Annotated in this window: 18 protein-coding genes and 2 pseudogenes; 13 read left to right on the plus strand and 7 right to left on the minus strand. The window is 41.5% G+C overall.

Going from position 1 to position 23754, the window contains the following annotated elements; genetic code table 11:
- Both B4033_RS05460 and B4033_RS05465 read right to left on the minus strand, forming a co-directional pair.
- Positions 1 to 959, minus strand: a 959-nt coding sequence (locus tag B4033_RS05460) for an HlyD family secretion protein (RefSeq protein WP_286832584.1), incomplete at its 3' end; no start/stop codon positions are given.
- 11 nt (positions 960 to 970) lie between these two features.
- A pseudogene (locus tag B4033_RS05465) lies at positions 971 to 2434 on the minus strand (TolC family protein).
- A 400-nt stretch (positions 2435 to 2834) separates the two neighbouring features.
- Here B4033_RS05465 and B4033_RS05470 point away from each other — a divergent pair.
- Both B4033_RS05470 and serC read left to right on the plus strand, forming a co-directional pair.
- Positions 2835 to 4316 carry an AAA family ATPase gene (locus B4033_RS05470; protein WP_286832585.1) on the plus strand — a complete coding sequence of 494 codons (1482 nt, stop codon included), beginning with the start codon at positions 2835 to 2837 and terminating at the stop codon, positions 4314 to 4316.
- 132 nt (positions 4317 to 4448) lie between these two features.
- Complete coding sequence (serC, locus tag B4033_RS05475; RefSeq protein WP_008302395.1) at positions 4449 to 5531, plus strand: 3-phosphoserine/phosphohydroxythreonine transaminase; 1083 nt, start codon at positions 4449 to 4451, stop codon at positions 5529 to 5531.
- Positions 5532 to 6137: 606 nt separating this feature from the next.
- On the opposite strand, the gene B4033_RS05480 is transcribed toward serC, so the two are convergent.
- Positions 6138 to 7067: a hypothetical protein gene (locus B4033_RS05480; protein WP_004815058.1), complete on the minus strand. Its 930-nt coding sequence runs from the start codon at positions 7065 to 7067 to the stop codon at positions 6138 to 6140.
- 229 nt (positions 7068 to 7296) lie between these two features.
- Between B4033_RS05480 and B4033_RS05485 the strand changes: the two genes are divergently transcribed.
- Together B4033_RS05485 and B4033_RS05490 are read left to right on the plus strand one after the other, a co-directional pair.
- Positions 7297 to 7800 carry a YaiI/YqxD family protein gene (locus B4033_RS05485; protein WP_163165409.1) on the plus strand — a complete coding sequence of 168 codons (504 nt, stop codon included), beginning with the start codon at positions 7297 to 7299 and terminating at the stop codon, positions 7798 to 7800.
- Between the two features lie 15 nt (positions 7801 to 7815).
- A complete protein-coding gene (locus tag B4033_RS05490) occupies positions 7816 to 8718 on the plus strand; it encodes a DMT family transporter (RefSeq protein ID WP_286832587.1) in 903 nt (300 codons plus the stop codon).
- 10 nt (positions 8719 to 8728) lie between these two features.
- Here B4033_RS05490 and B4033_RS05495 read toward each other — a convergent pair whose 3' ends face one another.
- Positions 8729 to 9295, minus strand: a complete 567-nt coding sequence (locus tag B4033_RS05495) for a PilZ domain-containing protein (protein WP_004815068.1) — start codon at positions 9293 to 9295, stop codon at positions 8729 to 8731.
- A 26-nt stretch (positions 9296 to 9321) separates the two neighbouring features.
- Here B4033_RS05495 and B4033_RS05500 point away from each other — a divergent pair, with 26 nt between their 5' ends.
- The 3 genes from B4033_RS05500 to B4033_RS05510 all read left to right on the plus strand — a co-directional run bounded on the left by B4033_RS05500 (position 9322) and on the right by B4033_RS05510 (position 13783).
- Positions 9322 to 10557, plus strand: coding sequence for a lipoprotein-releasing ABC transporter permease subunit (locus B4033_RS05500; RefSeq protein WP_111810407.1), 1236 nt, complete (start codon positions 9322 to 9324; stop codon positions 10555 to 10557).
- Positions 10550 to 11233: a lipoprotein-releasing ABC transporter ATP-binding protein LolD gene (gene lolD, locus B4033_RS05505; protein WP_286832589.1), complete on the plus strand. Its 684-nt coding sequence runs from the start codon at positions 10550 to 10552 to the stop codon at positions 11231 to 11233. The genes B4033_RS05500 and lolD overlap by 8 nt, the downstream gene beginning before the upstream one ends.
- 96 nt (positions 11234 to 11329) lie before the next feature.
- Entirely contained in the window at positions 11330 to 13783 is a 2454-nt protein-coding gene (locus tag B4033_RS05510; RefSeq protein ID WP_286832590.1) for a DNA internalization-related competence protein ComEC/Rec2, read from the plus strand.
- Here B4033_RS05510 and B4033_RS05515 read toward each other — a convergent pair.
- Complete coding sequence (locus B4033_RS05515) at positions 13770 to 14780, minus strand: lysophospholipid acyltransferase family protein (RefSeq protein WP_286832592.1); 1011 nt, start codon at positions 14778 to 14780, stop codon at positions 13770 to 13772. The genes B4033_RS05510 and B4033_RS05515 overlap by 14 nt on opposite strands.
- Before the next feature lie 128 nt (positions 14781 to 14908).
- Between B4033_RS05515 and sppA the strand changes: the two genes are divergently transcribed.
- Both sppA and B4033_RS05525 read left to right on the plus strand, forming a co-directional pair.
- The gene (sppA, locus tag B4033_RS05520; RefSeq protein ID WP_004815079.1) at positions 14909 to 15931 is read left to right on the plus strand and encodes a signal peptide peptidase SppA; all 1023 of its coding nucleotides are present in this window, start codon (positions 14909 to 14911) and stop codon (positions 15929 to 15931) included.
- Positions 15928 to 16734, plus strand: coding sequence for an alpha/beta fold hydrolase (locus B4033_RS05525; RefSeq protein ID WP_286832594.1), 807 nt, complete (start codon positions 15928 to 15930; stop codon positions 16732 to 16734). Before sppA ends, B4033_RS05525 begins: the two co-directional genes overlap by 4 nt.
- Positions 16735 to 16790: 56 nt before the next feature.
- Here the strand turns inward: B4033_RS05525 and purN are convergent, their stop codons facing one another.
- Positions 16791 to 17420, minus strand: a complete 630-nt coding sequence (gene purN / locus B4033_RS05530; protein WP_286832595.1) for a phosphoribosylglycinamide formyltransferase — start codon at positions 17418 to 17420, stop codon at positions 16791 to 16793.
- A 4-nt stretch (positions 17421 to 17424) separates the two neighbouring features.
- Positions 17425 to 18495 carry a phosphoribosylformylglycinamidine cyclo-ligase gene (purM, locus tag B4033_RS05535; RefSeq protein WP_286832597.1) on the minus strand — a complete coding sequence of 357 codons (1071 nt, stop codon included), beginning with the start codon at positions 18493 to 18495 and terminating at the stop codon, positions 17425 to 17427.
- 134 nt (positions 18496 to 18629) lie between these two features.
- Here purM and cxpE point away from each other — a divergent pair, with 134 nt between their 5' ends.
- From cxpE to B4033_RS05555, 4 genes and pseudogenes are all read left to right on the plus strand, one after another.
- Positions 18630 to 19850 (plus strand): chloramphenicol efflux transporter CxpE, encoded by a 1221-nt coding sequence (gene cxpE / locus B4033_RS05540; protein ID WP_286832598.1) that lies wholly within the window; start codon positions 18630 to 18632, stop codon positions 19848 to 19850.
- Positions 19851 to 19864: 14 nt separating this feature from the next.
- The gene (gene hda, locus B4033_RS05545; RefSeq protein ID WP_004815088.1) at positions 19865 to 20569 is read left to right on the plus strand and encodes a DnaA regulatory inactivator Hda; all 705 of its coding nucleotides are present in this window, start codon (positions 19865 to 19867) and stop codon (positions 20567 to 20569) included.
- Between the two features lie 122 nt (positions 20570 to 20691).
- Complete coding sequence (gene rbtA / locus B4033_RS05550; protein WP_286832600.1) at positions 20692 to 22560, plus strand: rhombotarget A; 1869 nt, start codon at positions 20692 to 20694, stop codon at positions 22558 to 22560.
- Between the two features lie 14 nt (positions 22561 to 22574).
- Positions 22575 to 23754: pseudogene (locus B4033_RS05555) on the plus strand (hypothetical protein); the annotation flags it as partial.

Consider the following 23754-nt stretch of genomic DNA (forward strand, 5'->3'; position numbering starts at 1 on the left):
TTAATGGTGGCAAATTCACCTTCAGCACTAATACTTTTTACTTTAAATATTGCATTTTTATTAAGTGCCGGAATAAAACCTTCGAGCTGCTTTTGTTCACCTAGGGAAACATATTGGTCTTCACGAATATTCACACTGACCCAGCGTTCTGCCGAAATCAAACTGACCACAGGTACTGCGGTTGCAACCAGCTCAGAGAGATTGCCATAGGTTTTAGATACTGTACCATCAATAGGCGCCAGTAGTTCAGTCTCTGCTTCCAGGGCACTGGCTTCAGCGACTGCTGCACGGGCAATGTCGACCTGTGCATCTGCTGAACTTTTCTGTTCTGGGGTACTGCCACGTTTAGCGCGGATATATTGCTGATAAGCAGCTTCAGTCATCTGGGAGGCAGACTGTGAGGCAGCAAATAGCTCATCTCGGCGTTGACGGGAAATTACACCTTCTTGAAACAGGTTTGCACCGCGCTGATAAGAGGTTTTTGCCAACTGTTCCTGTGCTTTGAGAGACTGCCAGTTGGCATACAGTGAAGCGACATTTTCTTCTTGTGATCCGCGTTCGGCTGTCGATTGTAAGGCTAAGGCAGATTGCAAGCTTGCTAATGCCTGCTGTTTTTTCGCTTCTATTTCAGGACTATGCAACTTAACTAATACCTGACCTTGCTTGACGTCATCACCTTCCTGCACATAAATTTTTTCAATCCGGCTTGGAACCTTGGTCGCGACCTGTACGGTTTCAGCCTCAACCCGACCTTGCAGTTCGATGTCTTTAGGCTGATAAGTTTTCCACAAGCCAAAGCCAATTAAAACCAGGATGACTGGAATCAGACCTAACAGCAGGTATTTCTTGGTAGATTTGTCCTGTTTAGTTTCAGCAGGACTTTCTTTGGGTGAATCGATGTGATTCATTTCTGAAGCCGGTTCATCAACAGGAAATTCTGGCTTTTGCTCATCAGTCATGTTTGGCTCCATTAACGAATATAGTGAGTATTGGCATGTTGCATATAGTCTGGAAATTCAGTAATTGAGCCATGGCTTTGCAATAAAGTGGCAAGTGACATGATGTATTTATAGGCATTTAGGGCCATTTCAGCTTTCAGGCCACTCAACATATTTTGCGCATCAATTACCTGAGTCGCGGTGCCAACATCTTCCTTAAAAGACAGTTCCTGAATACGCAGATTTTCTTGTGCTGCTTTCAGGTTTCATTGTAATAACAGATCACTTTGCTGGGCGCTGACCGCCTCACTAAATGATTTATAAATCAGGCTCTCAATTTCCTGCTGGGTACGTGCCGTCATCAATTCTGCTGCATGGCGCTTCAGTTCGGCAGCCTGAATATTCTTGTTTTTATCAATGCCGGAGAATAAGTTATAACGTGCTGCAACGCCGACAATCCAGTTCTGGTTTTCATCCAGGCTATATTCACCAAAGGCAAATACATTGGGTCTTTTTGTTGCCTGCTGGGCTTTAACATTGGCTTTGGCCAGCTCAGTATCCATTTTCATCTTTTTAATAAGCGGGGAGTTCTGGCTAAAATTGCTGAGCAGAATATTTACACTTTGAGGTTCAGCACGATTTACAAATAAAGGTGTGCTCAGTTCGGTAATATGGCTGTCCTGTAGAAAGTTATTCAGCTGGAATAAGGCAGCATTCAGATTCGCCTGCGTATTTTGTTGTGTGCGTTCAGTATTGTTGCGTGCCACTTCGAACTGCATGCGCTGACCCTTACTGATGAATCCCTGCTGTTCCATTTTCAGCGCATTACGGTAATGTTGCTGCATGGCATTTGAATTAAAACGTGCGGCTTCCAATAACTGTTTTTGCAGTTGCACATTAAAATAAGCCTGAATCAGTTCAAAGCGTTGTGTATCCTGCTGTTGCTGGTTGCTCAATTCACTGCGTCCCGCCTGAATACTGGCTATTTCTTTGGCACTACGGGTAAGTCCGCCGGTATAAAGTGGCATCATCACTGAAATAGTAGGGCGAATAACTTCATCTCTAAGTACAACATTGGATGAATCTGGAATTAAACCAACACCATCCTGAATAGGTTGCTTCAAGCTTTCTTTAAGCGGGTCGGCAATAGCCTGGTCTAAATTAAACTCATCAATTTTATTATTTAAGCCATTAGTAAGTGACTGCTCAAGGTTATTTTTAACAGCACCTAAAGGAATGTCTAATTCATTACGAAAGGCATAAGCACGGACATTCAGATCAACCCGTGGCAGACCAATGCCTTTAACCGCTTCTGCTTCCAGGTTTGCAGCCTGTTCCAGATTCTGGAAAGCCTGACTGGTATAGGAACGTTGCAGCAGTTGTCTTTCTGCATCCTGAAAGCTGATAGTTTGTGCATAGGTAAAGCCGCCATACATCATGGATGCAAGTACAGACAGACCCCAGTAAACACATCGTTTATTTTTCTTCATATTCATAAAGTAGAGATGCAAAATCATATTAAATCAGTTTTATGGCCATTATAAATGAAGTGCTTGCAGGGCAGGAGAAAAAGAAAGTTATAATATCGTTTCTGAGGTTTAAAAAGAGGTAGGTTTTCTCCCCGTCATCTACTTAACGTTTAGGATAAGAACGTTTGTGTTTACACACATATTCCCATTGTCCTAAACGATAGCGATGATACGCTCGTACATTAACTAATTTCTTAGTCATGACGATCTCCTCATTATCTTTTAAGTTAGTTAGAAGAACTAACACCCTTGTGCGAATGCACCATTGCCTGCACTAGGGAGGAAATAGGGGAGAAACCTGTTGTTATTTTAATCAATTTTGTTTAAATTTCATAGACTTTATAATAAATAATCAATGGCTTAGATGATGTATATTAATAGTCTTAAATTGAAATGTTTTAAGGGGTTTTCTAAAGAGCCAACTATATTGACCTTCAATAAACCTAATGGTGAAAAAGGTAGTGGGTTGAATATTTTGATTGGAGAGAATAATTGTGGAAAATCTACAATACTTGAAGCAGTTGAATTCTTGAGAGAAGGCTCAAAAAAATCTCAGGATGTCTTAATATTTAAGCCAGAAATTGAAGAACAAAAAGAACATGCTGAAGTAGAGTTGGAGTTCGAGGGGGAAATACAAAATACAATTTCTATGTTTGCACAACCGAATAAAGTCAAAGTTTTTTCAGATCGTATATATGTATGTGAAGAATCAAAGAGCTATTTAAGGTTAAAAAGGTCTACACAAGATCAAAAAGCTATTGAATTATGGAATAAAAATAATTCTCTATTTGAAAATGTAAGTGGAATTGATGCTTCTATAAAAAAGATGTTTGAAACTAATTTTATATGGGCTGATACAGATCCTAATGATCAGGCATCTTTTGGGGCATCAACTTTATGTGGTTTGCTTTTAAAAGAAATAGCTGAAAGTCATAAACACACAGAGGAATATCAACAGTTTCAAAATAAATTTCATGAGGTTTTCAATTCCGAAGATTCAGAATTAAGAAAAAAATTAGTTGAAATTGAAAATCAATTAGGTGAACTAGTCAAAAAGCAATTTGGTAAAGCTACGATCAAATTTGGTTTCGAGGAATTAAATATACAATACTTTTTTAAAAATACGTCGCTCTTAGTTGATGACGGTATTAATGTACCTATGTCAGAAAAGGGCAATGGTATGCAAAGAGCAATAGCTTTAGCATTATTACAAGTATACGCAGAAACTATAGCTTATGATCCCGAAAAAGCTGCAACAAAACCTTTTTATTTCTTTATTGATGAACCAGAATTATGTCTACACCCAAAAGGGCAAAAAAAACTTTTAGACGCACTTTTAGAAATCTCTAAAGTAAGACAAGTCTTTGTAACCACACATTCACCATATTTTCTTAATACTCTTTATTTAAAAAATATGGGAATTCATATTTTTAAAAAAGAAGGAAATAGAAATGTAATCGAGCGAGCTGAAGTAAATTATTTATTTCCATGGAGTCCGACGTGGGGAGAAATTAACTATCGTGCCTATAATTTGACTACTGTAGATTTTCATAATGAATTATTTGGATATATACAAGAATCAATAGCTGAAAAAGAAAATTTAAGAGCATTTGATAATTGGCTTGAACAAAACAATGCTGTATCAAAAGATCATCAGTGGACTAAAGATGGTGAAAAATTTGAAAGTGTAACTTTAATGCATTTTATTAGAAATCATATTCACCATCCTGAAAACCAATATATGAAATCTAATATGTATGATATGAACGATTTGGAATTATCTATAGCTCAAATGATTAAAATTATAAAAAATTATAGTAATAAAACTGAGCTTCATCGTGCGAGTTAAATTTATCCCTCGAATCTACATTGATTTTTTGACTCTATCTTCATTCATGGATTGAAATAATTTTGTGCAAGCTAAGCCCAGATATGGTTAAATGCCATCATTTTATTGTGTTTCACTCTGAAAGGAAAAATCATGCGCGCGTACAACTTCTGTGCTGGTCCTGCTGCATTACCTACTGCCGTTCTTGAAAAAGCTCAAGCTGAAATGCTCGACTGGCAGGGCAAGGGTCTTTCGATCATGGAAATGAGTCACCGTAGTGCAGACTACGTCGCAGTTGCTGAAAAAGCAGAAGCAGATCTACGCAAACTCATGAACATTCCTGAGAATTATAAAGTATTGTTCTTACAGGGTGGTGCATCGCTACAGTTCTCTGCAATTCCGTTGAACTTGTTGGGTAAAAACAACAAGGCTGACTATATCCATACTGGTATCTGGTCTGAAAAAGCACTAAAAGAAGCAAAACGTTATGGTGACATCAATGTCATTGAAGCAGGTACTAAAACTGCTGACGGTAAATTAGCGATTACTGAGCAAAGTACCTGGAACCTGTCAGATGCTGCTGCTTATGTGCACTATGCAGATAACGAAACGATTGGTGGCCTGCAATTTGCCCATATTCCTGAAACTGACAAGCCATTGGTGTGTGATTTCTCTTCAAGTATTCTATCTGCGCCAATCGATGTAACTAAATTTGGTCTGATCTATGCCGGTGCACAAAAGAATATTGGTCCTGCTGGTCTGACGCTGGTCATTATCCGTGAAGATCTATTGGATCAAGCGAAACCGGAAATTCCAAGCATCCTGAAATATGCAGATCAAGCGAAAAACGGCTCTATGGTGAACACTCCATCAACTTATGCCTGGTACCTGTCAGGTCTGGTATTTGAATGGTTGTTAGAGCAGGGCGGTGTAGATGCAATTTATAAAGCTAACCTCGCAAAAGCTGAACTGCTGTATGGTTATATCGACTCTAGCGATTTCTATGCAAACCCGATTGCCAAAGAAAACCGTTCAATGATGAACGTGCCATTTACTTTGGCGAAACCTGAACTGGAAAAACAGTTCCTGAAAGAAGCTGAAGAAAATCATCTGTTGAACCTTGCAGGTCACCGTTCAGTAGGTGGTATGCGTGCAAGTATATACAATGCGGTTCCGCTTGAAGGTGTTCAGGCACTGGTAAAGTTCATGGATGAGTTTGCAAAACGCAACGCTTAAATCCAGCATGCAAAAAACCCAGCTCAGGCTGGGTTTTTTTATCTTCCGATTCCGAAAATTAAAACACGAAAAGATGAAGTAGAAAGGCGCAGATCAGCATGCCCAAGGCAAAAAACAAGCATGACATCATGTCAATGTCATAGCTCGAACGAAGATGATGCTCGACTTGATGTAAATTTTCTTCCTGTACGATTTTCATAGATATTATTGTCCGATCTATTTATCGTTAATTACTATTTGTTATGAGCCTTTTTATCATAAAAAATTGGTTAAATAAAGTACATTTTTAATTTAACTACATAAAGTTATTATTTTTTCGTCCATTAAATAAATCTACCTATTAATCCTGCAAAAGCAAGAAGCACTGTTTACAAGGTATTGCTAATATCATAAATAATATTCGTTATTTTAAAAAATGAATTTATTTGAATTTAAAATTGTGGATAAATGATTAATTTATGAATTCATAAAGTGTATTTAGAAGAGTAAGCTGTGGATAAAATAATCAGCTCAATAAAATCGTCAATGAAAATCTTTATTTAAAAAAACAGGAGATATTCAACGGATGTGAATATCTCCTGTTTTTGAATTTAAACTATAAAATTTTTAGGCTTTGCTATAAATGTTGGCCTGAATCCATAGATTGCCACGGATATATTGCCCGATACTAAAGTCTTTATGTGCTGGATTGCGTGTAGCAACACGGAGCAGGGTGGCAGGACGACCTTCATCATGAATCAGGGTGACATCATAAAGTGTGTATTCCTGATCCATAAATTGCATTGAAGTCTTACCGACAATATTACCCTGGAACCAGGCTTCATCTTCCTGACCAATGGTTTCACCATAGAGGTAAGCCACCATTTTAGAGAAATCTACAGTCACCGGAGCTTTATCATCTTCAGATTTAGGTTCCCACGCATCAATCTGTTCCTGCAGATTTTCAGGTGCAACGCCATTATTGGCAGCCAAAATATCATTCAGCGCACGATGATGCTTGATTGAAGCCGGGTCGTCGACAATCAGATGTTCATGTTCCGCTACAGGCTCGAGTTCATAAGCCCAGGCATTCAGATTCACCAGATAATTTTGATCTTTATCGTATTGTGTATGATTGACGCTATACAGACTGTCAAAAGCATACACAATATTGTTCAGACCCAGATTCAGGCGTAAGACCGCTTGAGTATTAGACTTGCAGCTGATAATCCGTTCAATTTGTGCCTTCACTTTATAAGGACTGTCGAAGCATGGAAAGGCAGTTTTTACAGCTTTGGGTTTATTGCTTTCCACCTCAATGATCTGGCTTAACTGCACAGTGGCCTTGCTCGGACCCTGAATCAGCCAGGTGTTTTCATCCATATCACATTCTTGTTTGCAGAGACCCATCGGCATGACCGGGGCATCAAGTGCCTGAGTTAACCACTTCGGTACATCGGTACCTGGATTGTCTGTAAGGAGATTCCAGTGTTCAACATGACTACCGAAGTTTTGATCATCGATAGTGATGATCTCAGGACTGTTTGAATTTTTCATATGCACAATTGATCTGGGATTGCTTATTTATAGTTAATCGAGGGTCATTCTGATTTTTCAAGTCAATCAGATGAATTTTAAAATTAAATTGCCATCAGATTCTTGTCAATTCTTATTCGCAGTCCAGAGATCAGCATAGTTGTAATTGTCCAAAGGATGTACCAAACATGATCATATCAAAAGGGTATAAAGAAAACCGGAACGATGAGCACTGCATTTGCTAGAATAGATGACATTCATTTCTATCCCGGACCCATGCGTGTTGCCATTTAAACTTTGGGTAGATGCCGATGCATTACCCCGTATTCTTAAAGATGTCATTATTCGCGCTTCAGACCGTTATCAGCTTGAAGTGACCTTTGTAGCAAACCAGCCTGTAGGGATCACTCCTTCAATTCGTATTAACTCGATTCAGGCACTCAGTGGTGCCGATGCGGCAGATCAGGAAATTGTAGATCGCATGAATGAACATGACATCGTGATTACCCAGGATATTCCGCTGGCGGCACAGGTCATTGAAAAAGGTGGTATTGCCATTCATCCACGAGGTGAAATCTATACCACGGCCAATGTCAAAGCGCGTCTGCATTTACGTGATTTTATGGATACGCTGCGTGGCGCAGGGGTACAAACTGGCGGACCGCCACCAATTTCTGAGCGTGATAAACGCGAGTTTTCCAGTTCACTCGATCAAACCATTCAAAAGCAAAAGCGTAAAACAGCTGCAAAATAACGAGAAAATTTTCAAATGCCCAAACAAAGTAACCTGATGGTAACCTATGCCTTACTGGTTTTCATCTGGTCCACCACACCACTGGCAATTGTCTGGAGTGTGGAAGATCTACATCCAATGTGGGCATTGGCAATCCGGTTCTTTCTGGCTCTGCCTTTGGCTTTGGGACTACTTTGGCTGTTTAAAACCCGGTTACCATTTGATCGTGTTTCCTTGCATAGCTATCTGGCAGGGGCCTGCAGTTTTATCGGCTCGCAGACCTTTACCTATTGGTCTACAGACTATCTTAGCTCCGGTATCATTGCCCTGATGTTTGGTCTTTCACCTGTGATTTCCGGCCTGATTGGGCGCTTCATGTTTGGGATGCATCTTTCTCTCAATCAATGGCTAGGGATGACAATTGCCTTAACAGGACTTTCCACCATTTGTCTGGGGGATGCGGATCAGCATATTCAACCAGTCGGGATTGTGATTGCGCTGTTTGGTGTGCTGGTTTATTGCATGTCCATGTATTGGGTGAAAAAGATTAATGCGCCAATTGACCCGATGGCACAGGCAGCAGGCTCGATTGGCTTGTCGGTAATCTTCTCTATCGGTATGGTGCCTTTTATCTGGCAATATGCGCCCACTGCCATGCCACATGCCAAGAGCCTATTTGGATTAGGGTATGCCGTGATAATGGCTTCGCTGATTGCGATGTTCTGTTATTTTAAACTGGTGCAGAAGATCAAACCGACTACCTTGTCGCTTACCAATGTATTGACACCGATGTTGGCACTAATGATAGGCGCTTTACTAAATAATGAAAAATTGCCCCTCATTGCTTTGGTGGGGGTCGTAATTTTATTGTCTGGTCTTGTTGTATATTTTCTGAAAGAAATTCGGGCGAGTATTCAGGCCCGTCATAAAAATCAATAATTTAGTCAGATTATGGAATTTCGTAAGCTTTCACACATTCGCTAATTTTTGCCCGGTCCTGTGGATGTAGAGTAATGAAATAAGCCCCAGTGCGGAATTGACCATTATCTTCGGCACGGCTATAAACCACTTGCGCTGTCGCTGCAATATGGAAGAAGTTCTCCGGATGGCTTAAGGTCAGGTGAATATAGGTGCCTTCCTTGATGAGATGTTTACTGAAAAAGCTTAAGCCAGACTCGGAAAAGTTCACGTCTTCAGGTACAGGTAACATGCTCTGTACAATTGAATCGTATAAAGACCCGGTGATCAGGTTTAATTTTTGGTTAAATAAGGATAAGATTCGAGCAATTTGTTGATCTTTTTCAGCTAATTGTTCTAATTCGTAGTTGAGTGCATGATCAAATTGATCTAACTCAGCAAGTAGTAGAAAATAGCGGGGCAATACGAAATTAGCATCGTAAGGATCATTTAAGGCTACATCATCGGAAATAATCTGATAATTAATTCGTAAGGCAGCATCGATGCGTGACATGACACGTCTTTCAGTAACTCCATGCTGATGCTGTAAATTTTCCATAATTTATTACCTCGGACTAGATGGTTATGTTCAAACCAATCTCGCTGTACATAGGGTTGAAATATACTCGCGCACGGCGCAGTAACCACTTTATTTCTTTTATCGCTTTAGTCTCTATGATCGGCCTCACGCTTGGTGTGGCAGTCCTCATTACTGTACTGTCTGTAATGAACGGTTTTGATCGAGAATTAAAAAATCGTGTCTTAGGAATGATACCTCAAGCCACTGTTTCTTCAACACAAATTTTAACAAATTGGCCTGAACTTGCAAAAAAAATTGAACAACATGAACATGTTCAAGGTGTTGCTCCATTTACCCAGTTACAGGGAATGTTGACTGCACAAGGGCAGGTTGCCGGGATCATGGTCACAGGAATCGAACCAGATTATGAAAAGAATGTTTCTATCATTCAAAATCATATGGTTGAAGGCAGTATCGATCAGCTGAAAAAAGGCGAGTTCGGAATTGTGCTGGGCAAGCAGATGGCAGACTCAATGGGGGTCGGTTTAAACGACAGTATTACCCTGGTATTGCCGGAAGCCACGCCGTCACCTGCTGGTGTAGTGCCACGCTTTAAGCGCTTTAATGTGGTCGGAATATTCAGCATTGGTGCAGAAGTGGATTCAATGATGGGCTATATCGCCCTGAATGATGCGGCAACTTTGCTGCGTCTGCCAGATGGTGCACAGGGGATCCGCATGAAGCTGGATGATATCTTCCTGGCACCGCAAGTTTCACGTGATATTGTCATGAATTTGCCAGCAAACTTCTATGCTTCTGACTGGACTTATACTCACGGTAACCTGTTTAGTGCCATTCAGATGGAAAAGGCAATGGTGAGCTTGCTGCTGTTCCTGATTGTGTTGGTCGCAGCGTTTAATATTGTCTCCTCTCTGGTAATGGTGGTAACTGACAAGAAATCGGATATTGCCATTTTACGTACCTTAGGTGCTTCACCTGCAACGATTACCAAAATCTTCATGGTGCAGGGCACTGTCATTGGTGTAATTGGTACTTGTGCTGGTGCAATTCTGGGTATCGTTGCTGCGACTAGTATTAGTAGTCTGGTGGGCTGGCTGAACAATACTTTGGGTCTGCATATGTTTGATGCCTACTTTATTAATTACTTGCCGTCGTATTTACGCTGGCAGGATGTGGTGCTGATTGTCGTATTGTCATTGGTCTTAAGTTTTGTAGCAACAATCTATCCTGCGCTACGTGCAGCGAAGATTCAGCCTGCGGAGGCATTGCGTTATGAGTAATATCATTCTAGATGCCCAGAATATTCAAAAATCTTTTACCGATGGTAAATCTACAGTTGAAGTGATCCGTGGTCTGTCTTTACAGGTACAGGCGGGTGAATTTGTTTCAATTGTCGGTTCAAGTGGGTCAGGTAAAAGTACTTTGCTACATGTACTGGGTGGTTTAGATCGTCCAACTTCGGGTCACGTGATGGTGAACGGCCAGCGTTTTGATACGCTGTCTGAAGCTGAGCGCGGTTATGTGCGTAATGAGCACTTGGGCTTTGTCTATCAGTTCCACCACCTTCTGCCTGAGTTTACCGCGCTTGAAAATGTCGCAATGCCACTGATGCTACGTAAGAGCAGCAAATTCAAGAAAGTAAAACAGCAAGCTGAATATCTGCTGGAACGTGTGGGCTTAAGTCATCGTTTAACCCATAAACCGGGCGAGTTGTCTGGTGGTGAACGCCAGCGTGTGGCCATGGCGCGTGCCTTGGTGGGGAAACCAAAACTGATGATGGCCGATGAACCGACCGGGAATCTGGATCGTAAAACTGCGGTAAAAATATTTGAACTCCTGACCGAATTACGTCAGGAGTTTAATATGGCCATGCTGATTGTAACCCATGATGAGCAATTGGCTCAGTCAGCAGACCGTATTCTGCATATGCAGGATGGATTATGGGTGAATGACTGATATTGTCCTAAAAATATTGGAATAATCCTCTTTGATTGAAGCTCACTCCGGTGGGCTTTATTATTGCGTCATAAAATAACAATAAAAAGAAAAATCATGCTGCAATGGCTAGGTGTAGGCTGGATTCTTGGCTTGACAACAATGGGGTGGAATAAAGCTGAATACCAGTTATCAGCAGGATCAGTCTGCCTGATTATGCTGGTATGGGCGCTTATCTACCGGGTCATCCATTTAAGACTGCATCATGTTTATCTACGTTTTATTTCTATTTTATTTTCCTTAAGTCTGAGCTTTTTATTAGCGCAGGGCTTTGCCAATCATGCTCTTAATCAGCGATTGCAATTTATCGAGAAAGAAGTTGGGCAGCGAGAAGTTATTGTTTATATCTCCCGGCTCAACAAAATAAATACCAATATTATTCAGCAACCCTTACAGGTATTACAGCCGAATGGGACGATAGTGCAGTGGCTGGGTTCTGTTAAACAGGAAGGATCAGTGCAGGCTGCGTTTAATATGTCAAATCAACTCCAGCTGGGGCAGTATTATCGACTGAATGGGGAAGTACGACCGGCACATGCCTATGCCACGCCCGGTGCATTCGATGTAGAGAAATGGCACCTTGAGCAGAACCTGATGGCAGGATTTCGTATTCAACAGATTCAGCCTTTAACCCAGCAAGAAGTTTATGCACTCGGTTTTAGCCAGCATTTACGCCAACAGCAAAGTTTAAGATCCTCGCTACTTCTTTGGATTGAACAAAAACGATTAGAGTTAAGAGTATTTATTTACCAACAGCCAATACGAAACAAAGGATTGATGCTGGCTCTGCTAACGGGAGATGAGAGTTTACTAGATCCAGCAATTGAACAGCAGTTTCGCCGTTTCGGCATGAGTCACCTGCTGGCAATTTCTGGGCCGCATGTAGTGATTTTTGCACTGATATTCTGTGCGAGTTTACAGTTTTTGACAGCCAGGCTTTTTCCAGCTCTCTATCTGAAATGGCCCAGACAATTTTACCTGAGTATACCTTTTTTACTTTGTGTCTTGCTGTACTGCGCCTTTGTGGGTTTTGAAATTCCGGCCCTACGTACCTTGTTGATCTGTGTAATGATCACGGCCAGTATCTGGTTGAGGCAGTATGTACAACCTTTAAAGTTACTGATCTTAAGTGCAGCAATATTACTGTTACTGGATCCTTTTAGTATTTTGTCCGCAGCTTTCTGGTTGTCTTATGGTGCCTGTTTTGTCTTGCTGCGAATTTATCAGACCATACAGCGACAACCACGAGATGTAATCCAAAGTCCAGGACAACGTATATATTTTGCAGTAAAAGTTTTAGTTGAATCTCAGTGGAAAATTTTTGTCGCTTTATTTCCCTTAATGATTATTTTCTTTAAACAGCTGGCCTGGATCGCACCATTGAGTAATTTGTTCGCGATTCCATGGATTGGTCTACTTATTGTGCCACTGGATATTATTGCCGCTCTATTTTTCTTCATTGCGGAACCATTCGCGGCACTGATCTTTCAAATGAACGATCTGATGATCAGTATGTTACTTGGTTTTTTAAATCTACTGGATCATCTGTTTTCACCTGAACTGATCCCGGTCGCAATGACACCATGGCTACTGATATTGAGTGTAGTTATTCTTGTAATTCTTTTTATACCGCGTGGAGCGGTACCCAAGTCATGGGCAGCGTGTGGACTTGTCCCCATCATGGCAATACCGCTTTATCATTCGCCATTTCAATTGCATGTGCTGGATGTGGGGCAGGGTCAAAGCATCTTTATCCGTCAAGGCCAACATAACATGATGGTGGATACTGGTGGTAATTATGATGAAAGCCGTTTTAGTATCGGTGAGCAGATTATTCTTCCATTTCTATCCGTGCAGGGAATATCTAAGCTTGATCAGCTGGTATTGACCCATTTGGATCAGGATCATAGCGGAGCTTATATGCATATCCGTGATCAACTTAAGGTTTCAGAGCTTATCGCCAGTGAACAGCCTGAACTGAATGAAAGCACTCAATTTAAATTATGTCAGCAGGGACAGTCCTGGAACTGGAATGAACAGGTTTATTTTCAGGTGTTATCACCGCGGTCAGACTCACTTAATCAGTTTAAACCTGATAAAAATGAAAATTCCTGTGTTATCCATGTACAAGTTAAAGATGCCTGGCCTTATCAGCATTTTTTACTGATGGGCGATACAGGCTGGCAAACTGAGTTTCATTTGCTAAGAGATTATCCGGATTTAAAAGTCGATGTGTTGGTCTTGGGGCATCATGGTAGTCAGCACAGTTCAGCCTATCAGTTTTTACAGCATTACCACCCCAAAATCGCGATTGCTTCTGCTGGACGATTTAATCGTTATGGCCATCCAAGTCGATTGACTCAAGCACGATTACAAGCTTTAAATATTCCACTGTTAAGTACGCCAGAGTACGGTAGCATCGAGTTTTTTATTCAAGACAAACAAATACATCTTGTATCTTATCGATCAAAATATAGATGGTTGCAGAGAGAAAATCTTAAGATTCAATAGCTGTATTTGTATTTAAAGTCTGTAAAGTTTCTGCTGCAAGTTTTGCCTGTTCGTCCTGATAAGCCTGGCGCAGATCATTAATTTTAGCCAGTGCTTCATCCTGTGGAATGCGATAAATGGTGCCGCCCAGAGACTCATGCGCTTTAAAGCGTTTATAGCTCCAATGGTAATGCTCCGGGTAACGATGAATCAATTCTTCCATTTTCTTGAAAATAATCTCGGTACCCTGATTCGGGGTAGAGCTATAAATTTGCTCATCGAGGGGCTCGAAGAATACATCAAAGCCTCCTTCAGTATTACGCATTGCAAAAAGGAACAGGCATTTTGCCTTGGTCTTTTGAATCAGTTTGGCGCTGAGGTTACTTGAGCTGAGTGGTACACCAAAAAAAGGAATATATTCACCGCCTGCAGTTGGGGTATGGTCTGGAAGAATCACTGTCGTGCCGCCTTGTTTCAAGGCTTTAAAAATCTGACGAACGCCTGTTTCATCGGTGGGTAATAAGGTGGCCTGCTCACGACTCCGGGCCTCACGAACAAAGTTATCCACGGCAGGATCTTTGACCGGCTTATACATAATGCTCATTTGAGTAAATTGAGCGAGATAAGCATTCATGATTTCCCAGGTACCAAAATGCGGCACAATCAATACCAGCCCTTTATTTGCTGCAAGTGCTTCCTCAAGTAAATGTTGTCCTTCTACACGGTGGACACGTTGAAGATTTTTTTCATTGCTCGAGCCCCAAATACTAAAAAACTCAAAATAAGACATCAATTCATTCCGGATTGAGGCACGCGTAATCTCTTCGCGTTGCTGCTCTGAAAGCTCCGGAAGTGCAATTTTCAGATTAAAGCGAATGGTTTCTGAGGTCTTGGAAGCCTTCAATAGATTTACAATGCCCGCAAGACTGCTTGCCATCAATCTCGTAATTGGAAGCGGAAGTCGGCTGACGAATTTAAGCAAACCATAGGTTGAATTCTTTGAGCTTTGTGCAGTCATTGAATTGATATTAAGAGCAATGGGAAGGAATAATTGAAATTTATTATAGGATAAAACTGCTGGTTTAGACAGAAATACTCAAATCGGTGTATATAATGGGCACAATATAATTATGTGTTGGATTGTTTATGTCCGATTGGCCACCAAAACCTGAAAATCAAATACAAAATACGCCACAACCTCAGCAACCGACAGGACCTGAGTGGAAACTGCTTGAAAAAGCGGTACTTGCCTCTGTAGAAGAGCAGCGCCGTGCACGTCGTTGGGGAATCTTCTTTAAATTCCTGACGTTTGCCTATTTGCTGTTTATTATCCTTGCCATGGGCAAAAGCTGCAGTACAGCATCGACTGATGCCACTAAAACTTCAGATGAGCATCTGGCGGTGGTTGATATTATTGGCACGATTGCATCAGACAAGCAAAGTGTGAATAGTAACAACACCATCAAGTCGCTGAAGAAAGCTTATGCAAGTAAGCAGGCGAAAGCAGTGGTTCTGAATATCAATTCTCCAGGGGGGTCACCAGTGCAATCTGATGAAATCTGGCAGGAAATTCAGTACCTGAAAAAGCAGTATCCGCAGAAAAAGCTGTATGCTGTAATTGGTGATACTGGCGCTTCGGGTGCTTATTATATTGCTTCTGCTGCAGATGAAATTATTGTCAATCCATCGAGTCTGGTCGGTTCAATTGGCGTGATCATGCCGAACTATGGCGTGAGTAACCTGATGCAGAAACTGGGCGTGGAAGACCGTACCATGACTTCGGGTGAAAATAAGGCACTACTTTCGATGACCCAGCCAGTTGATGCTGCACAGAAAGCCCATGTTCAAGGAGTGTTGGATAATGTGCATGCTCACTTTATCAATGCAGTGAAACAAGGTCGTGGAGCAAAGCTTAAATCAACGGATCCTGCAATTTTCTCTGGTCTGTTCTGGACGGGTGAACAGGCAGTACAATTAGGTATTGCTGACCGTACCGGTAGCTTACAAACCTTGAAGCGTGAACTGAAAACTGATAAAGCCTTGAACTACACCGTTGAATACAGCCCATTTGAGTCTATCTTAGGTCGTATGGGGGCTTCCCTAGGCGAAGGTATTGCCAGCTCGGTCGCTCAGAAACTCAGTACTGAAAGTCAGACCAAACTGCAATGAAGCCAATTATTCATTTTGCGCACGCCAATGGCGTGCCTTCTCGTGTCTATCAGAAATTGTTTGATGGACTAAAAGATGAGTATGACATTATCTATGTGCCGTTGCTGGGTCCAGATAAACGTTATCCGGTTGATAATCATTGGAATAGCCTGACCCAGCAAGTAATCGACAGTATCGTACGCCAAGCACAAGGTCGCCAGGTGATTGGTCTGGGGCATTCGCTAGGTGGAGCCTTAACCATGATGGCTGCTCGTCAACGGCCCGAACTGTTCGAGCAGGTGATCATGCTGGACCCACCTTTGATTATGGGACCGTCTTCATTGATGCTGCATATGGCAAAAGTATTCAAGCTAAAGGCTGTGGATACGATGTCACCTGCTGCTTTATCTTTACGCCGTCGTGATCATTGGGAATCCCGTGAGCAGGCAGCAGAATTACTACGTTCAAAGGGCTTTTATAAAGATTTTGATCAGGATTGTTTTCAAGCCTATATTGATCATGCCTTGAAAGATGACCCAGTGCGGGGTGGGGTTGAGCTGACCATTCCCAAAATGGACGAAGTGAATATCTTTCGTACAAATCCATCCTTATGGTGGTTACCGCAAGCAAAGGTCAAACTGCCGATGCATCTTGTTGTAGGTGATGAAAGCCTGTTTCATAAAAGACAGTTTCCAAGACTGGTTCAGAAGAAGTTTGGTATTCCCTTTACGGTAACACCAGGTGGACATATGTTTCCTTTAGAAAGACCGTATGAAGTCGTCGGTCTGATCAAGCAGCTCATTGCAGAGCAGTCTTTAAAGTGAAAAATGAATCATAAAAAAATGCATCCGGGGATGCATTTTTTTATGCAGGGTATTCTTTAGAGTTTGCAGAATTGAACCGGTTCCTGCATCAACTGACCGCGATACATCACGCCAGCAGCAGTATGCTGAATGACACCTGTACAGATCCATTCCACCACTTGCGGGTAAATCAAATGTTCCAGTACATGAACGCGCTGAGCTAAAGAGTGTGTCGTATCTTGATGAGATACTTTTAAAATACCTTGAGCCAAGGCCTGACCGGCATCCAGTTCAGCGGTTACATAATGTACGGTACAGCCGTGCAGGGTATCCCCAGTATTCAGCACCCGTTGATGCGTGTGCATACCTTTGTAATTCGGCAAGAGAGAAGGATGGATGTTCACCATTTTACCTTCCCAGGCTTTAACAAATTTTTCACTTAAAATTCGCATAAAGCCTGCCAGTACTACTAAATCCACATCCCAATCTAACAGTTGTTGATGCATCACATCATCAAAAGCTTCACGATTCGGATACTGCTTGTGTTCAATGACTGCAGTCTGAATTCCAGCTTTTTGCGCACGCGCTAAAGCATAAGCTTCAGGCTTGTTGGAAATTACGCCGACAATTTGCCCTGACAGATTGGCATCAATCAAGGCTTGCAGGTTAGATCCACTGCCTGAAACAAGAACAGCAATTTTAATCATGCGATTATGCGAAGATCACACGGATTTTTTCATCAGCGCCTTCTACAGACTCGGCATTGTCCGCAATGTGACCCATCGTCCATGCTTTTTCGCCAAGGCTGTTCAGTACGTCTACAGTCTTGTCTGCATCTGCTGCGTCAACAACAAGTACCATACCTACGCCGCAGTTAAATGTACGATACATTTCAAACTGTTCTACACCACCTTCGCGTTGAAGAAGCTTGAATAGTTCAGGCCATTCCCAAGAAGACTCATTCACAACTGCTTGAGCCCCGTTTGGAAGTACGCGAGGCAGGTTACCTGGCAAACCACCACCAGTGATGTGTGCCATTGCATGCACATCTACCTGTCTAAGCAATTCAAGAATCGGTTTTACATAAATACGTGTTGGTTCCATTGCTACGTCAGCAAGTGGTCGACCATCGATGATCTGGTTTAAATCAACGTTTTTCACGTCAAGAATTTTACGAAGTAGTGAGTAACCATTTGAGTGTGCACCTGAAGATGCAACACCAACTAGCACATCGCCTGCTTTAACTTTAGAGCCATCAATAATTTTACTTTGCTCAACAACACCCACACAGAAACCTGCAAGGTCGTAGTCTTCGCCTTCATACATGCCTGGCATTTCAGCAGTTTCACCACCAACCAATGCACAACCAGCAAGTTCACAGCCAGCACCAATGCCAGTAACAACATTTGCTGCGACATCAACATTCAAGTGACCAGTTGCATAGTAATCCAGGAAGAACAGTGGTTCAGCACCACAAACGAGAAGGTCGTTTACACACATTGCAACCAGATCCTGACCAATTGTGTCATGACGGTTCAAATTCAATGCTAAACGTAATTTTGTACCAACACCATCAGTGCCAGATACGAGAACAGGTTCTTCATAACCTTTAGGGATTTTACAAAGTGCACCAAAGCCACCAAGACCGCCCATAACTTCAGGACGTTTAGTGCGCTTAGCGACGGACTTGATTCGGTCGACTAACGCGTCTCCCGCTTCAATATCGACACCTGCATCTTTGTAGCTTAAACCAGTGTTTGGGGTAGAAGTTGAGTTGCTCATAATGAAGTCTCCGCATTCGCGGCGCTGATTATACCCGAATATACGAAACTCTTATGTTATTTATGTCCTAAAATGCTATCTTTATTCAAATATTTTACTTTTTATAATGATTAATAGAGAAAAGGCAAGACTTTATGGTAGATCGTACCTTACGTCGCATTTTTATCTTGGCTGGTATCGCCTTGATTATTTGGGTGTTATACCTGCTTAAGCCTGTTGTTGTTCCATTTGTCGGCGCATTTTTTATCGCCTATCTATTTAGCCCTTTGGTTGATCGTTTGCATCGTATTGGTCTGCCGCGCTGGCTCTCTATCAGTATTGTTTTTATCGGGATCGGGGTGGTACTGACTCTAGCCATGTGGTACTTGGTACCGTTGGTATGGAAACAGTTAATGTATGCCCGCGACAGCATTCCTGCTGGAATTCACTGGGTCAATTATACTTTCCTGCCATGGTTGTCTGATACCTTTAATCTCGTGCCAATGGAAATTGACACCAATCAGATTTCCAGTGTGGTCATGGATTATGTCCAGACCAATTATAGTGCCGACAGCATTCAGGCAATGGCCTTGAAATTGGCACAATCAGGGATCAGTTTTATTCAGATTGGTGGAACAATTGTTCTTGTTCCTATCATTGCTTTTTATTTCCTGCTCGACTGGGAGCGCATGCTCGACAGCCTGCGCCGACTCATTCCACGTCCATACGAGCGTAGTACTTTGGAAGTTGTTGGTGAATGTCACGAAGTTCTAGGTGCATTTGTGAAAGGACAATTTCTGGTCATGGTATTACTAGGCGTTGTTTATGCCGTCGGTTTACAATTGATTGGCCTGGAAATCGGCCTGATCATCGGGATGGTCGCAGGCCTGTGCAGTATTATCCCGTATCTGGGTTTTGCAGTTGGGATTATTGCAGCAGTAGTGGCGACTTTATTCCAGTTTGGAATTGACTGGTGGCAACTGGTTCTAGTAGGCATTGTATTCATGGTAGGTCAGGCGGTAGAAGGCTATATCCTGCAACCATTCCTGCTTGGCGATAAAATAGGCCTGTCACCAGTCGCTGTGGTATTTGCCGTATTGGCAGGTGCTCAACTGGCAGGATTCCTGGGTATGCTGATTGCCTTGCCAGTCGCTGCGGTGATCGTTGTATTACTGCGTCATGCGCGTGAATTCTATGAAAAAAGTGCACTCTACGATAATAGAACCCTCATCATCCAAAAAGCCTCTACTGGCTCTATCAATATTGAAACCCCTAATGTAGATGTAGATATTGACCTGAAATCGCCTCATGAGAAAGCACTGCAAGCAGATGAAAAATCGAGTAAGATTGAAAAAACCCAGCTTAAAGATGGATAGGCCAAAAAATAGATATGCGTCAATTGCAACTTGATATTGAACCCCAGCTCGATGCCCGAATCAGTGATTTTTCGGGTCCGGGATGGGGGCATGTAATTGATGCGATTCGCCAGCTCCATGCGGGTCTGATTAATCGTTTCTATGTCTATGGGGGTGCGGGAACAGGTAAGAGTCATTTGCTTTCTGCTATTTGTGATTCTTATCTGGAAGTGGGGAAAACTGCAATTCAGGTCTCTTTATTGGAACTTTTGGATGCGCCTACAGAAGCCATTACCTCACTTGACCGCTATGATCTGGTAGCTTTAGATGATATTGAAGCGATTAGTGGCGTACCCCACTGGCAAAAGGCAGTTTTTCACTTAATTAATTATAATAATGAAGGCGGTGGTCAGCTGGTCTTTTCTTCAAGGTTTGCTCCGATTGAACTTAAGCTGGAATTACCGGATTTACAGTCTCGTTTGACCCAAGCGGTAAGTACGCGCGTTCCGAACGGAAGTCTTTATGCTGACCGTTTTGCCTTGGTATCATCAGTATTGGATAGACGTGGGATTCATCTGGATCAGCAAATTTTTGATTACCTGCTGAGTCATGGTCCGCATCAGACCTCAGTACTTTTACAAACACTTGAACAGATTATTCAACTTTTAAAGGGTGAGAAACTCAAAGTGAGTAATGCTAATTTAAGGCAGATTTATGCATTGATTGACGAATATCGATAAATAATAAAAAATCTTGAGTAATTACTCAAGTTATGACAGATTAGAGCAAAATAATTCAAATATCGCTAGGATGATGCGATTTTAGAATAAAAAGAAAGAATATAAGAAATTAGGAGAAGGTCATGCTCAAGAAGAGCTTAGGCATTGCTTTGCTATGTATTATGGGGCAGGCATACAGTGCTGAAATTGTCGTCACCACCACTGAAGATATCGTCAGGGATGATAAAGAATGTTCCCTACGTGAGGCTGTGCAATATATTAATCAGGGGATGGATAAGCCTTATCTGGGCTGTGGGGATGACAAGCCTGTTCCTGTTATTAAGTTAAAAGAGAAGGAAATTTATAAGTTAAATTCTCCATTACAAATAATACGCTCCATGTATATCCATACCACCTATGAAAAGAAGATGGGGGATAATCTAGAGGATGGTTTGAGCAATGCAACTATAACAATTATGGATAATCTGCCTGCTAATACCTTGGGCGGAATTTTCAGTATTGCTAATTCTGAAACAGTTTCAGAAAAAAATCAGACCGTATCTGTCAGACTGCGTGAAGTTACACTAGAAGGATGTGGTGCTATCAGTTGTAAAGTGAGCAAAGGAGGCTTAATTTATAACCAAGGTAAGCTCACCCTAGAGTATGTGAAATTACATCGCGGTATGGCCAACGATGGAGGAGCAATTTATATCGCTGGCACAAATAAGACCGATCAAACTAAAAATGGTAGCCTCACGGTTCAAAACTCCTTACTCGAAAACAATACAGCGAATGAAGGGGGGGCTATTTATAATGAATTACCAAACTTCCATATCAGGCAATCTGTAATTAGTAAAAATACAACGACAGCTACAAGTTCTCGTTCATCCAATATTTATACTGAAGATGTGTTATCCAATGAAGAAACTGATGTACTTGTTTTGCCACAATCTTCAATTTACAGTTCTACTCTGTATGGAAATACAGGGGCAGCAGTAACTATTCTTGATGCTATTGCTATTAATAACACCACAATTATAAGTAATTCAATTGGGGTCAAGTTCGATGTAGTAAACAAACCTGGTTATCTAGCAAATAGTATTGTATTGAATAATCCAGGGAGTACCTCTGCTAACACTGATCAGAACTGTCAATTTAGTTCTGAGCAAGTCAAAGTGAGTTCTATTTTGCAGAATAACTTGGTAGGAAACTCCTGTGGTATGGGGTCTTCTATTTATGCAAATGAAATTCTGGATGATGCTTATACGGTTCTTACTGGTGATCAGTTAGAGGGCAAGTGTCCGAATATTACCACTTCATCAAATGCGATTTTATGCCCCTATTTTAAAAATGAAAAACAATTTTTGGGGTATTTCAGGCCAAGAATCCTGATGACATATACAAGTTTGAATACCACTCCAATCTTGAATAAAGGTGAACAGAATACTGATAAAACTAAAGCTGGATGTGTAGGTTATGACCAGCGTGGCAAGTCACCGTTTGGTAAATGCGATCGAGGTGCAATCGAAATCCAAGATTCCAGAGATACGAGTCTGATGGGACAGGATTTACTGATCGGTAAGTTAAATAATCAGGTGGCCCGGATTTCTATCATAGAAGCATTAGGTGATAGCGATCTTCTGCCTAAAGAGAAATGTAAGGAAGTGGTACTAGACCATCCTCAGGGTGAAGAATGGCAAGACGGCTGTTTACTGATTGAACAACAGGCTCATGTAAGTTCTAAGGGAACCGTTTCTTTGGATTTGGATGGTAATTTAGTTTATACCCCAAAAAATCCTAAAGCAGGCGCAGATCTATTTACTATACGTGTAGTGACTACGATGAATCGTTTTGATTCAAATGCAGCTTATCTTCCAATTCGAGTAAATATCGTAATGGAAGCAGAAAATAATATGAAAAGCGATAAAGTCAAAACATCAGGTGGGGCAACCAGTATATTCTGGCTGATACTATTGATGGGCGGCTTGACCTGGCGAAAACTAGAAAAATAATTTGGAAATACGTGATGAAGAATTATAAAAAAGGACTTTTCACAGCTGCCTTTTTGTCAACTATGTCATTGATGGCAGCTGAAAGTAGAATTATCCAAGTAACGACGACTTTGGATATAGATGATCGTAAATCATGTTCACTACGACAAGCAATCAGAACAGCTTATGAAAATAAAAGTTATGGAAGCTGTAATGTAGGTAATCGTTTACCTGGACAGCCTGATTATATTCAGTTAGAAAAAGGTGAATATGTACTTACTCGGGGTGAGCTCAAGTTAAATTCACCAATATCTTTGTATGGTGCATTACCATTTGATGAGCAGGCTAAAGACTTATTAAAAGGAACTTTCCCGGCCCAACAGCCAATTCAGACCAGTATTAATGCACAAGGCCAGTCACGAATTTTTAATACGGTTACTTCTGGAACTACACTTGAAATTAATAATATTGCGATAAAGAATGGTTATGCCAAGGCATCTAGTACCGATCGTGGCAATGGTGGAGCTTTATTTATTGGGGGAATACTCAAAATCTACAATTCCGCCATTCTCGATTCCAAAGCGGATAATGAGGGCGGAGCAATCTACTTTGTCGGTAGTGATAGTGAAAGAACCGTATCTCTCATCAAAACCCTGATCATGCGTAATCATGCCCCACTGGGTAGTGTCTGGGCAATGGATTGTGAGCGTAAAGGACTACCAACGACCTCACCAACCAGTATCAGTCATAGCAGTATTGTCGAGAATGGTAATTATCAAACGGGAATGAGTTCCAGCACAAGCATTATTGATTATTGTGGCGCAGGCAGTATTGATATTCATGCTTCTACTATTGCTAAAAATAGGGTAGATGAAGAAGATGGTGCAATTATTCAGTTCAGCTCTCGTGCTGAAAAGCCTCTTAATGGCTTAGCTTTATTAGGTTTAGTGAGTAATACGATTGTAGAAAATGAAGCTGCTGCAACCCTCTTATATGATGATAAGGGAATGAAAGCATTTAACTCTAATATATTGGCATTTAATACCGGTCAATCCTGTAGTTATGCCTTAAATGGAGGGAATACGGCAGATCAGTCAATTAATATGATTCTGACAAATAATGCATTAGATAGTACATGTACGGTTCCGGCCGTAAAATTAACAGATGCTGCGAAAAACATCATCATCCCTGCAGCCATAGAACGTTCAGAATTGC

Source organism: Acinetobacter sp. UBA3132, assembly GCF_002364825.1.
Classification (GTDB): domain Bacteria; phylum Pseudomonadota; class Gammaproteobacteria; order Pseudomonadales; family Moraxellaceae; genus Acinetobacter; species Acinetobacter schindleri.

What these genes read in the sequence shown, in the direction of transcription:
- B4033_RS05470 (WP_286832585.1), top strand. Translation starts at nt 2,835, where the DNA reads ATGTATATTAATAGTCTTAAATTGAAATGTTTTAAGGGGTTTTCTAAA.
- serC (WP_008302395.1), top strand. Translation starts at nt 4,449, where the DNA reads ATGCGCGCGTACAACTTCTGTGCTGGTCCTGCTGCATTACCTACTGCC.
- B4033_RS05480 (WP_004815058.1), bottom strand. Translation starts at nt 7,067, where the DNA reads ATGAAAAATTCAAACAGTCCTGAGATCATCACTATCGATGATCAAAAC.
- B4033_RS05485 (WP_163165409.1), top strand. Translation starts at nt 7,297, where the DNA reads ATGACATTCATTTCTATCCCGGACCCATGCGTGTTGCCATTTAAACTT.
- B4033_RS05490 (WP_286832587.1), top strand. Translation starts at nt 7,816, where the DNA reads ATGCCCAAACAAAGTAACCTGATGGTAACCTATGCCTTACTGGTTTTC.
- B4033_RS05495 (WP_004815068.1), bottom strand. Translation starts at nt 9,295, where the DNA reads ATGGAAAATTTACAGCATCAGCATGGAGTTACTGAAAGACGTGTCATG.
- B4033_RS05500 (WP_111810407.1), top strand. Translation starts at nt 9,322, where the DNA reads ATGTTCAAACCAATCTCGCTGTACATAGGGTTGAAATATACTCGCGCA.
- lolD (WP_286832589.1), top strand. Translation starts at nt 10,550, where the DNA reads ATGAGTAATATCATTCTAGATGCCCAGAATATTCAAAAATCTTTTACC.
- B4033_RS05510 (WP_286832590.1), top strand. Translation starts at nt 11,330, where the DNA reads ATGCTGCAATGGCTAGGTGTAGGCTGGATTCTTGGCTTGACAACAATG.
- B4033_RS05515 (WP_286832592.1), bottom strand. Translation starts at nt 14,780, where the DNA reads ATGACTGCACAAAGCTCAAAGAATTCAACCTATGGTTTGCTTAAATTC.
- sppA (WP_004815079.1), top strand. Translation starts at nt 14,909, where the DNA reads ATGTCCGATTGGCCACCAAAACCTGAAAATCAAATACAAAATACGCCA.
- B4033_RS05525 (WP_286832594.1), top strand. Translation starts at nt 15,928, where the DNA reads ATGAAGCCAATTATTCATTTTGCGCACGCCAATGGCGTGCCTTCTCGT.
- purN (WP_286832595.1), bottom strand. Translation starts at nt 17,420, where the DNA reads ATGATTAAAATTGCTGTTCTTGTTTCAGGCAGTGGATCTAACCTGCAA.
- purM (WP_286832597.1), bottom strand. Translation starts at nt 18,495, where the DNA reads ATGAGCAACTCAACTTCTACCCCAAACACTGGTTTAAGCTACAAAGAT.
- cxpE (WP_286832598.1), top strand. Translation starts at nt 18,630, where the DNA reads ATGGTAGATCGTACCTTACGTCGCATTTTTATCTTGGCTGGTATCGCC.
- hda (WP_004815088.1), top strand. Translation starts at nt 19,865, where the DNA reads ATGCGTCAATTGCAACTTGATATTGAACCCCAGCTCGATGCCCGAATC.
- rbtA (WP_286832600.1), top strand. Translation starts at nt 20,692, where the DNA reads ATGCTCAAGAAGAGCTTAGGCATTGCTTTGCTATGTATTATGGGGCAG.